Raw genomic sequence first — 11,607 nt, 5'->3', positions numbered from 1 at the left:
CTCATCCCCCTCATCCCCCTCATCTCCCCCAGCTTTCTTACTACTTAGCCTTTTCAATTTTGTAGTCTTTCGGCGGGTTGACAAATACGCGATCGCCTTGTTTAATTCCCTCTAAAATCTGAGTTTGGTCTTGGATTTGCGCCCCGACTGTGACTGCACGAAACTGGGGTTTATTATTCTCATCGGGTATGAGTACGCCTGTTTGACCTTTTTCTGTCACAATTGCGACAGTTGGCAATACTAAAGCATTATTGACGCGATCGCCTAGAAAGGTAAGATCGACATTTAAGCCAGAACGCAGTTTATCTGTACCAGTATCCAGAGCCACCCGCACTTGGAAGGATGTCACACCCTGTTCTATAACTGCTTCTGGAGCAATTAGCCGCACGTGACCTTTAAAAACTTGGTCAGGATAAGCATCAGCGACAATTTCCACCTGCTGTCCTTGATTAATTCTGCCAATATCAGCTTCTGGAACTTGAGCTAGTATTTCTAAACCCCGTGCTACAGCAACAATGGAGCTAGAAGTTGCTGAAGCATCACTAGAGGCAGAAGTTGTCGGTGTCACAAATGCGCCAATGTTGGCATATTTCTGCGTGATAATTCCAGCAAAGGGAGCGAGAATCACTGTATCTTGTAGCTTTACTTCTGCTGCGGCTAATTGGGCTTGAGCTGATTTCACCGCTGCTTGGCGTTGGGCAATTTCTTCCGGACGGCTGCCATTTTCTAACAGGACGAGTGCTGCCCTCGCTTCAGTCACAGCAGCTTCTTTGGCTGTAATTTCCTCGCTGCGAGTTCCACTTTCTAATAGTGACAGTCTTTTTTGCGCTTCGTCTAAACTCGCTTTTGCTGTTTGGTCTTCGCTGATATATTGATCGAGTTGATCTTGAGAAGTTGCTCCCTGTCTGGTTAATTCTCGATAGCGAGTCACGCGTGCTTGCGTCAGGTTCACCTGTGCTTTTGCTGAGTTGACTTGAGCTTGAGCTTGTTCTATTTCTTGAGAACGATTACCAGCACGGGCTTGATTTAGCTGTGCTTGTGCTTGTGCTAAACGGGCTTTGGCTTGGTCGATTTCTTGAGGACGATTCCCAGCGCGGGCTTGATCTAGTTGGGCTTGAGATTGTGCTAAGTTGGCGCGAGACTGAAGGATTTGTGCTTGGATATCGCCAATATCCATTCGGGCAATAATTTGTCCTTGCTGGACGCGATCGCCCTGTTCTACATATAATTGCGCCAGCACTCCAGGATTTTTGGGGCTAATATTCACACTTTGAACTGGCACTACTTTACCACTGGCTGTAATCCGCAGAGTCACGTTTTTTGCTTCGACAGGAACAGTTAATTGGGTAATATCTTGCTTGTTTGTGCCCTGACTGACAAAGTTGTAAGTCATAGTTGTGCCAACAACTAAAGTACTTGCCGCTATCAGCCCAAGTAGCCAACGTTGTGGATGCTTAACTTTACCAATCAGAGGAATTTCTATCTGCGTCATCATAAATAGCGGTCTAAAAATATTACTTTGCTCAATCAGCCTTTAGAGGGATGGCAAAGTACAGGATTTAAGCACTAAAGAAATTATTGGACTAAATCTTTATCTAATAGCAACCAGACGAATCAGTAATTTATATAGTTGAGTTGCTTAACTTTACTTAATCATAGCTTTAAGTAATTTTGTGTGCCTTCACCTAAATGGATGACTCTAAGTAGGTCTGTGTTGAAAATTGTCGTTATGACAAGGCAGGAGGCAGAGGGCAGAAGGCAGAAGGTAAGAGCTTTTTAGGCAACTTTACTTTCCGTTATATACTTCGGTTTTTTTGCGCCGTTCTACTTAGTATTTTTTTCGGCAAGTTTTACTGATATCAATTTGAAAAAAGAATGCAACAGATATCTGGGTAGGGGCACTGTTACGTTCGCCCTTACAAACTAAAAATAACCAAAATTATCAAAAGAAGAATTTCTCAGCGTTGTAACTCTAATTTAGTATCTACTAAATCTGCGATCGCTGTAATAAAAGCAGTCGGTTCAATGGGTTTGGCTAAATGTTTTTGAAAGCCAGCTAAAAGCGATCGCTCTTGGGCAAGTTCTCCTGCATAAGCTGTCAGAGCGATCGCTGGTATCGTTTTGGTTGATTGAGAACGGATATGCTGTATCAGCATGTAACCATCCATCTCCGGCATCCCAATATCGCTAACAAGTAAATCGGGCTGGTGTTGTTCGAGCACTTGCAATGCATTTTTTGCTGAAGATACGGCTGTTACTGTTGCCCCGGATTGTTCTAGGAGAAATTTCAAAAAGTCCAACGTATCCAATTCATCTTCTACAAGCAGAATAGAAAGGTTACTGAGAGTAGTATTACTCTCAACTTGAGTTTTTGTCGGTGAAGTAGTTAACATTGTTGGCATCTGTGGCAAACAAATTGTAAAAGTTGCCCCTTGTCCTTCGCCTAAGCTATGCGCCTGAATTGTTCCCCCATGTAGTTCAATTAAATGGCGAGCAATTGCTAACCCTAGTCCCAAACCGCCAAACTGACGAGTTGTGCTACCGTCAGCTTGACGAAAGCGCTCAAATACATAAGGTAAAAACTCTGGCGAAATACCTGTGCCATTATCTGCTACTTGAATTTGTACCTGTGTATTTACTTTTTTTAAAGCGATCTCGACTCGTCCGTGACTGGGAGTGAATTTTATCGCATTCGAGAGTAAATTCCACAATACTTGCTGCAAGCGATCGCTATCGCCAAAAACGTAACCAATATCTGATTGAATCTGCGTTTGAATCGAGATTGACTTCGCTTCAGCCGTCATTTGCACTGTCTCTAGTGCTACCTTAATAGTTTTTGTCAGGTCAATCGCTCTTGCAGATAATTTTAATTTTCCACTGAGAATCCGCGAGACATCCAATAAGTCTTCAATTAATTGCCTCAGTATTTGAGCATTGCGGGCAATGGTTTCCAATCCTCGTGTGAATATGGCTGGCTCGTATGATTTTGCTGGTAAAAGTTTTGCCCAACCTAAGATGGGATTGAGGGGAGTCCGCAGTTCGTGAGACAAGACGGCTAAAAATTCATCTTTAAGCTGATTAGCTCGCCGCAACTGTTCGGCTTGTTGCTGTAACATCTGTTCGGCTTGTCGCTGCTGTGTCTTATCTTGCATGATTTTGAGGAAGCCCTCAATGTTATCTGCACCATCTCGCAACGGCATCATTACCCCACTTCCCCAAAAGCGACTGCCATCCTTTCGCACATGCCAACGTTCGTTTTCTTGCCGTCCTTGCGTTAGCGCTAGGTGCATTTCTTGTATCGGTTCGCTTTGTTCGATGTCTTCAGCAGTGAAAATAATTTGTCCTGGTTGCCCTAAAATTTCAACTTCCTCATAACCAAGAAGTCTTTGTGCGCCAGAATTCCAACTAGTAATGCTACCTACCATATCCAAAGTGATGATGGCATAATCCTGGGCACTCTCTACAATCAAACGAAAGCGAGTTTCGCTCTGCCGCATCCTTGCTTGTGCAAAACTGCGATCGCGGCGTTCTTCCACCTCTCTTAATGCTCGTTGCACTGAAGGTACTAGTCGCCCCAATCGTTGCTTGAGTACATAATCGGTTGCCCCATGCTGGAGAGATTCGATAGCCAACTCTTCTCCTAAACTCCCAGAAACAAAGATGAATGGGATCGCCGGACAAGTATTACGAACTATTTTGAGAGCAGACATCCCATCGAAAGTAGGCAGAGAATAATCTGCCAAGATCAGGTCGAAAGTATAAGTTTTCAGTGCTGTGAGGAAATCTGTGTGAGTTTGCACTTGAATCAATTCACACACAATTCCACCCTCAGCTAGGGTAGTCTCGATTAGTTCTGCATCCAGATAACTGTCTTCTAGTAAGAGAAATCGAAGTAGATTCATCACAATTACTCCCCAACAGATGGGTTGCTCTGGGGAACAACGTTAGGAGGAGGTGGTTGATTTATCACCCCCCAGAATAATCCTACTTGCTTGATATCGTCTACAAATTCGTTGGAAATCTATAAATTTGACTACATACAGCATAATTCAGCAGCCAGAAGTCAGAATTCAGAATTAGGACTTATATCGTGTTCGGTTAAAGACTTATCATTAAGACCGCAGGGGGGCAGAGGTGCAGAGGGGAAGGGTTTTCAGGCTTTCTGCATAGATTCGATAATTATAACTAATTAGCCGAACTTGATATTACGCAAAAAACTTCAAAATTCTTTTCTGCTTGTGTTTTTTATGGCTCGTTTTTCTCTAACCTCTGCGTAAGTCCTAATTCTGAATTCTTCTTCAATCCTAGTTAACAGACAAAGCTGATGTACTTCACGTTCTTGGAAATCTGCTGTATCATCTATTGGCCGTTCTAGAAGTCACAGACCGTTGTAAATTAGCGAGAGCGCGGTTGTAATCTAAAATAGCTGTGACTCGATTACCTTCAGCTCTTGTTAAGTCGTTTTGAGCAGCAATTACATCTGTTTGAGTGCCTACACCAGCTTGGAACCTCAGCCTAGCTAAAGTTAAAGCTTCTCTAGCTTGATTTAAAGCGACAGAAGAAGTTTGGACATTCTCCAGGTTAGCTTGTAACTGAGAATAGTACTGTTCGACATCAAAGCGAATTTGGTTGCGCTGACTGGCAAATTGAGTTTCTGCGATCGCAATATTAGCTCTCGACTGATCTGCACTTGCTTTGGCCGCTCCTCCATCAAACAAAGTTAAACTTGTTTGGACTCCCACTGAATAGCCATCAGCAACGCCCACACGGTCGTTATATTGGTCTTGCAAGTTGTAGCTACTAGCCAAACTTATTTGCGGCCCCAGCTGCGAAAGTGCTTGCCGTCGTTGTTGTTCGCTGATGTTGCGTTGTGCGAGAAACTGTTGCAGTTCCGGACGATTTTGAAAAGCTTCTACAATAGTTTGCTCTAGGCTTTGCTGCCAAAGACCTGCCAATTGCACGGGATCTGCGGCAGTGATATCAACGGACTGCGGCAAACTTAACAGCGTTGCCACTTGGCGACGGGCTATTCGCTGCTGTGAGATAGCATTAGTCAAGTCTTGTTGGGCATTTGCTAAAGTTACCTGAGCTTGCAGCACATCAAAACGCGTCCCTACGCCAGCTCGTTCTCGTGCTTGAGCATCGCGCAAACTAGCTTGAGAATTCTCTACAGCCGACCGCTGGATTCTGACTAGTTCATCTGCTTGTTGCAAATTATAGTATTGGGTAGCAACATTCAAACCAATTTCTAAAGACTGAGTTTCAACATTAAATTCATCTACGCGCACTTGTTCCTCAGCGGCTCGAATATTAGCTCGCCGTCTACCAGAAGTGTAGAGGTCGTAATTCAGTTGGGCTTGACCGGTGAAAGTGGTAGTGGATGATTGGTTATCAGAATTTCTTTCCAGTACACCATCACCCCTGTTAGTTAAACTACCGCTAACACCAACAGTTGGCAACAAAGCAGCTTGGGACTCGCGTAGCGCTGCCTGGCTGCGTTGTAGTTGGAATAGGGCAACCTGTAAATCTCGATTGTTGCGTCTTGCTAGTTCTAAAGCCTGGGCCAAACTAATAGGCACTATTCCTTGAATTCTAACTTCTTCTGGCTTAGTAGGAAATTGGAGAGGATTGGGATTAGGGATCAGGTAATTGGGAACTGACACAGAATTAGCACCCGTGACATTGGGCGACGGCTGGGGTTTTGGCGGAGTTACTGCACCTGCACTCCCTGCTAAATTTGGGACGATCGCGATCGCCACTGCCACCCAGGTAGAATACACACAAAATAAGCTGAAATTCATATTTAATGTGGTAGTTAAGTTAAAACTGTTCGCAAATAACTGATGATTGATGACTGTTCTCATGAATTAACATTCTCCCTCATCTCCCCTTACTTACCCTACTTTCTTTCAGAATCAGCCTAAAATCAAACCGTCTTGGACTCGGATAATCCTTTTAGTTTGGGCAGCAATATCCGGTTCGTGTGTGACAATCACGATTGTAATTCCTTGCTGATTGAGTTCTGTCATTAAATTCATCACCTCATGAGAAGTTTCAGTGTCTAATGCTCCTGTTGGCTCGTCTGCCAAAACCAAAGCAGGTCGATTAACCAAAGCCCTGGCAATGGCTACCCTTTGTTGTTGTCCCCCAGATAGTTGGCTAGGACGGTTCGAGATCCGCTCGCCTAGTCCTACCCTTTCCAAGGCTGCCAATGCCCTTTGACGGCGTTTGCGCTTCGGTAAATTAGCGTAAACCATTGGTAACATCACGTTTTCTAAGGCTGTTGCTCGTGACAGTAAATTAAATTGTTGAAAAACAAAACCTATCCTTTGATTGCGAATATATGCTAATTCATCATCGTCAAAAGTCGTTAAATTTCTACCTTCAAAAATATAGCGTCCAGTTGTCGGGCGATCGAGACATCCGACAATATTCATCAGTGTCGATTTACCCGAACCTGACGCACCCATAATAGCGACGTATTCCCCTTCTTCAATGGAGAGTTGAATTCCTTTGAGTATGGGAACATTAATTTCTCCTAGTTGGTAAGTTTTTGTGATGGAATCCATCCAAATCATTGTTGGCATAGTGTCAGTTGTCAGTTGTCAGTTGTTAGTTGTCAGGAGGCAGGAGGCAGGAGGCAGAAGTGAAGAATTGTCTCCCTCATCTCCCCCATCTCCCCCATCTCCCTCATCTCCCTCATCTCCTTTGCTCCCCAATCCTAGTCCCCTTAGTCGCTGCGTAAGGCGGCGATGGGATCTAATTTGGCGGCGTTTCGGGCTGGAATTACTCCAGCAACTAAGCCAACGCTCAATGAGAGTCCAAAGCCAACGATGATTGAGACTAAAGAAACAACAAAGGGAAATTTAAAAATATTTGCGGCTCCAAAGGCAATCAAAATACCACTTCCCATGCCAATAGTGCCGCCAACGATGGAAATAACGATCGCTTCTGCTAAAAATTGATTGAGGATTGCAGAATTGGTAGCTCCTACGGCTTTGCGAATGCCGATTTCGCGCGTTCGTTCGACTACGGAAACTAGCATGATGTTAGCAATACCAATGCCGCCCACAACTAACGAAATTCCGGCGATCGCCACTACCATGACTGTAAATAAACCGACTACGTTCGTGAAAGTGCTAACAATATCGGCTTGGTTAGTCAGCCGAAAATCATCGGCTTGCGGTGGATAAATATTATGACGCTGGCGCAGCAGGTTGGTAACTTGAAATTGCGCCGCCTCTAATTGCTCTTGATTGCTAGATTTGATTAAAATCCCATTCACAGAAATGCCTGCCAAGGCATTGTTACCCACTAGTCTCGCCGACATACTAGTTAGAGGAATAAAAATTTGGTCGTCTCGATCCATTGGTCCCTGAGAACCTTTTGCCTCCATCACCCCAATCACTTCATAAGCTTCTCCTTGAATTCGGATTTTCTCGCCAATGGGATTGACACCTTGACCAAAGAGTGTACTTTGGACTGTTGGCCCCAAAACAGCAACTTGTGTGGCAGTATCTAGTTCTTCTTGAGTAAAATATCTTCCCTGTTGGGGGTGAGTATTTCTGACTTCTGGATAATTTAAATCTGTGCCGTAAATTGTTGTGGATGTGTTTTGTCCGCTATAAACCACTTGGGCGCTACGTTGGAGGTAGGCAGAAACCATCTCAGCCGATGGTGCTTGTGTGGCGATCGCTTTGGCATCTTCCCAAGTCAATGTGCTGCTAGAACCGATTCCTTGACGAACATTTCCGCTTCTTGCAGCACCCGCCAAAATTTGGATGACATCCGTACCCAAGGCTTGTATCTGTTGCTCAACTCCCTTTTGTACCCCCTGGCCAACAGAGGTAATCGCAATGACTGAGGAAATTCCAATAATCACGCCCAGCATAGTGAGTCCAGTGCGTAACTTGTTACTCCACAATGTCTCAGCCGCCATTGACAATATTTCTAGCAACGGGACTGTACTGCTTCTCTTACCTTTATAAAAACCTTTAAATTTTTTAAACATAATATTGTTATATTTGTCACTAAAAACTGAGTCAGTTGTCAGTTGTCAGTTGTCAGTTGTCAGGAGCAGAAGTAATTATTATTTCTTGTCTCCCTCATCTCCCCCTGCCTCCCCTGCTCCCTTCTAAGGAGCAGCATTGCGCGGAGAATTACCACTACGCGAACCACCGTTTGAGGAACGACCGCCACCACCACCGAGGCCTGGAAAAACTCCTCCTCGTGGCGTTGATTGCGGACGCGATCCTGGTGGGAAGCTGAGTAATACTCTCTCGTCTCCTTCTAATCCAGACTTAACTTCGGTAAAGTTATTCACAGTTACGCCAGTTTCTATCCGAGTAAACACAGGTCTGTTATTTTCTCCTGCCACATACACACCTGTAGCATTTTCTCGGCGCACAACTGATGCAGTTGGCACTACGAGAACATTTTCTAATTTCCCAACTTGAAAATCTGCTGCGACATTCATCCCTGACCGTAAGAGATTATCGGGGTCAGATAGCGATACTTTCACTTCAAAACTAGTGACATTTTGCGTAACCGTAGCTTGGGCAGCAATTTGATTGACTTTGCCTGTAAAGGTTTTTCCTGGGTAAGCATCTGCTGTAATTTTGACTTCTTGTCCGAGCTTGATTTTGGAAATATTTGTTTCGGCTAAATCAGCTACAACTTCATTTGTAGAAGCCAGAGCCAAAATAGAAGAAGAAGTGGCAGAAGAGACTTCACTACTAGCAGTTGTTGGGGTTACAAAAGCGCCTGGGTCGGCGTACTTCTTCGTCACCACACCATCAAAAGGAGCTCGAATAATTGTGTCATTGATATCTGATTGGACATTTTGTAGCGAACCGCGAGCCGAAATTACCTGAGCGTTTGCTGCATCAATATCTTCTTGACGCGACCCAGCTTTGAGAAGTGCTAAAGCTTGCTGCCTCTGCTTCACAACAGCTCTTGCTTGCTCGATATCTTCTGAACGCGAACCAGCTTTTTGTAACGCTAGTGCTTGCTGTGCTTCATTTACCTGTGCTTGGGCGCTATCGCGATCTGCACGAGTTTGGTTAAGAGTTTGAAGGGAAATACCTCCAGCAGTGTAAAGTTGCTGATTGCGACGGAAATCATCTTCTGCCTTACTTAAAGTAGCTTGAGCGCTTTGTAAACGTGCCTGCGCTTGGGCAATATCTTGAGGGCGATTGCCTGCTTGTGCTTTTTGCAAATTGGCCTCGGCTTCCTCTAGTTGTGCCTGTGATTGGGCAATATCTTGAGGGCGATTACCTGCTTGTGCCTTTTGCAAATTGGCCTCGGCTTGTGCTAGTTGTCCTTTGGCAGAAGTGAGTTGCCCTTGCAGGTTGGAATCATCCATGTAAGCTAAAATCTGTCCTTGTTTAACAAAATCTCCTTCTTTTGCTAGCAGTGTTTTCAGTACGCCAGAATTTTTGGGGCTGAGGTTGATTGACCGTTCGGGCTTGACAGTCCCATTGGCCGAAATTGCGATCGCTAAGTTTTGCCTTTGTACGGGCTGGGTTAAAATCCGCCTTCTTGCTTGTTGAGCGGGAACGACAGCTACTTGATAGTAAACTGCGTAGCCAATTCCACCTAGTAGGCAAAGAGCAACTAGCCAAGATAGCCAACGATTTTTACCCTTTTTTTTGATTTCTGGAACCAAAGCTGATGAATCTACAGTATGTGATGTATTAATTGTCATGATAATTTCCAATGTATAAAAAAAATAGCTACCGGGCTAGTTTTTTACGGCTGGAACCATAGCCTGGTAGCCCTATACTGACAACTCAGTTTTTAGTGTTTTATATCAAGTCAGGATAGTCGCTGAACTCAGCTTGTCTTTGCTTTAGCCCTAATAAACCTTTATTTAACTAGACAGGAATTAGAGGTTTATTTGCACTATCACTCCATTGGGCAGTCTAAAATCGCCGTTTTGAAGTCTCACTAATCTTCTAGAAGGCACTATTTCCTGATTGGGAAGAAGAATATCTCCATTGGGAAGTCTCCAATAACCTTGATTACGCAATCTAACTATCCTTCTAGCAGAAATAGTTTCCCCGTTAGGATATCTGATATCACCATTTTGCAGTCTAACTGCTCTAATATTGGGTTCGTTATCGCGGTTCCAATTGCGCCTGTCTATATGAGTTCTATCTTCTTGTCTTCTATCTTCTTGATAGTTACGTCTGCCGTCACGATCCCAATCTTGTCTTCTATCTTCTTGATAGTTGCGTCTGCCGTCACGATCCCAATTGCGATCGCGTTCGCTAACGGTGTGGACTTTAGTCTGAGCATTCGCAGGCGCACTCAAGAATGCTGGAACAATTATTAGGGTAGCTGCCGCTAAGAGGATAGATACGCGATTTTGATTCCACATAAGATTGATTCCTTTATTTGCGTTCGAGTATAGTTTTGCTTGAGTTTTAGTTAAGGAACTTTATTCAAGGAAAATATTGACATGCTTGTTGCTTTTATTTTGGTATCGGGAAGCCTAATATTCACTGTCACTTTCTGCTGTCGCTCTATTAATCTGTTAATTAATATTTGATAATCTCCTCGGATAAATTGATAACAATAATTATCGTTCAAATATACCCTCAGTAATGCATGACCAAAGTCACTAGTAGTTTGCAACTGATATATGACCAAAGTCACCATTTATTTGAAATGAAAAATAGCTAGCCACCAAATATCATCATGGAGAGGTGACTAAGCAGGTGGACTAAAAATAGAGTTTGGTTGAATCAGCTGATGGACGCGGGAAGCAAAAAGAGCAATAAACTAAGGAGGCAAAGGAGAAAATGATTTCAGTTTTACTAAAAAGCCTCCTTTGGATTTCAATTTAGCTAGGCTAAAAATATTATTGGTTTTGCCGCAAATTATTAAATATAGTACTTATACAAAAACTCTCTCAAACTCTTATTTCTACCCTTCAAGAAGCCACTTCGTGTCCTTTGTGGTTTGTATTTTCGTTACCTGTGCGTAAGTCCGGAAATAAAAAGATAATAAAACTAAGGATTTTGGATGAATCAAACAACGTTGAAACTCAAAGTTCGAGAGAAAATTGTTAACAAGGCAGTACGACGCATTAACACAATTTTTTAAATTTGAATGCGTATAACTTTTAAGTAGGCTTAATCTCACTAGCATTCAAGTTGGATATAACCAGAGCCAAAGCCATTGCTAAAAGTGAATTATCTGCGAAAAATCAATGATATTTAGCTAATTTATGTGCTTTAGTTCCTGATAATTAATTCATCATAAGTAAAATGCAAGTATTCACTTATTTAACGTGAGTTCGACAGAACTAAAAAAGAGCAGGAGGCAGTGCAGGCAAGTCTTTAGGGTAAATATCAATAGAGGGTTTGTTAGGTAAGTAGGTGTAAGCAACCAAACCAGCTAACAAGTTAACCAGAAAGTTTAATGGACTCCGGTGTCGTGAGTGTTCTATTTGACATACATTTTTGAGATAATCATTAACAGACTCAATGACTGCTCGCTTGCGTAACAAGATTTTATCAATCAGTTTGAGCAAACGGTTTTTCATGTTTTTCTTTGACTTAGTAATAAACTCTAAACCTCGCTCATACAGTTCTTCAAAGA

General features: G+C 43.2%; 8 protein-coding genes. All 8 read right to left on the bottom strand.

Features of this window, described 5'->3' with window-relative positions; genetic code table 11:
• Positions 1-40: 40 nt before the first annotated feature.
• Positions 41-1,495, bottom strand: coding sequence for an efflux RND transporter periplasmic adaptor subunit (locus tag I8752_RS19750; RefSeq protein WP_214433999.1), 1,455 nt, complete (start codon positions 1,493-1,495; stop codon positions 41-43).
• Positions 1,496-1,958: 463 nt separating this feature from the next.
• Positions 1,959-3,902, bottom strand: coding sequence for a hybrid sensor histidine kinase/response regulator (locus I8752_RS19745; RefSeq protein ID WP_214433998.1), 1,944 nt, complete (start codon positions 3,900-3,902; stop codon positions 1,959-1,961).
• Between the two features lie 453 nt (positions 3,903-4,355).
• A complete protein-coding gene (locus I8752_RS19740) occupies positions 4,356-5,801 on the bottom strand; it encodes a TolC family protein (RefSeq protein ID WP_214434001.1) in 1,446 nt (481 codons plus the stop codon).
• 114 nt (positions 5,802-5,915) lie between these two features.
• On the bottom strand, positions 5,916-6,587 hold the full coding sequence (locus I8752_RS19735; RefSeq protein WP_318780869.1) for an ABC transporter ATP-binding protein: 672 nt from the start codon (positions 6,585-6,587) through the stop codon (positions 5,916-5,918).
• A gap of 143 nt (positions 6,588-6,730) precedes the next feature.
• Positions 6,731-8,011: an ABC transporter permease gene (locus I8752_RS19730; RefSeq protein WP_214433997.1), complete on the bottom strand. Its 1,281-nt coding sequence runs from the start codon at positions 8,009-8,011 to the stop codon at positions 6,731-6,733.
• Between the two features lie 123 nt (positions 8,012-8,134).
• Positions 8,135-9,706, bottom strand: a complete 1,572-nt coding sequence (locus I8752_RS19725; RefSeq protein ID WP_214433996.1) for an efflux RND transporter periplasmic adaptor subunit — start codon at positions 9,704-9,706, stop codon at positions 8,135-8,137.
• Between the two features lie 180 nt (positions 9,707-9,886).
• Positions 9,887-10,381 (bottom strand): hypothetical protein, encoded by a 495-nt coding sequence (locus I8752_RS19720; RefSeq protein WP_214433995.1) that lies wholly within the window; start codon positions 10,379-10,381, stop codon positions 9,887-9,889.
• A 930-nt stretch (positions 10,382-11,311) separates the two neighbouring features.
• A partial coding sequence (locus tag I8752_RS19715) for a transposase (RefSeq protein WP_214433994.1) occupies positions 11,312-11,607 on the bottom strand: 296 nt, incomplete at its 5' end.

It is taken from the genome of Dendronalium phyllosphericum CENA369 (genome assembly GCF_016056275.1).
Classification (GTDB): Bacteria; Cyanobacteriota; Cyanobacteriia; order Cyanobacteriales; family Nostocaceae; genus Dendronalium; species Dendronalium phyllosphericum.
Note: the sequence above shows the minus strand (reverse complement) of the source record. Positions and strands in the feature narration are given on the sequence as shown.

Bases quoted from the DNA above. Each gene is read 5' to 3' on its own strand.
- I8752_RS19750 (WP_214433999.1), bottom strand. From the start codon at position 1,495: ATGATGACGCAGATAGAAATTCCTCTGATTGGTAAAGTTAAGCATCCA.
- I8752_RS19745 (WP_214433998.1), bottom strand. From the start codon at position 3,902: ATGAATCTACTTCGATTTCTCTTACTAGAAGACAGTTATCTGGATGCA.
- I8752_RS19740 (WP_214434001.1), bottom strand. From the start codon at position 5,801: ATGAATTTCAGCTTATTTTGTGTGTATTCTACCTGGGTGGCAGTGGCG.
- I8752_RS19735 (WP_318780869.1), bottom strand. From the start codon at position 6,587: ATGCCAACAATGATTTGGATGGATTCCATCACAAAAACTTACCAACTA.
- I8752_RS19730 (WP_214433997.1), bottom strand. From the start codon at position 8,011: ATGTTTAAAAAATTTAAAGGTTTTTATAAAGGTAAGAGAAGCAGTACA.
- I8752_RS19725 (WP_214433996.1), bottom strand. From the start codon at position 9,706: ATGACAATTAATACATCACATACTGTAGATTCATCAGCTTTGGTTCCA.
- I8752_RS19720 (WP_214433995.1), bottom strand. From the start codon at position 10,381: ATGTGGAATCAAAATCGCGTATCTATCCTCTTAGCGGCAGCTACCCTA.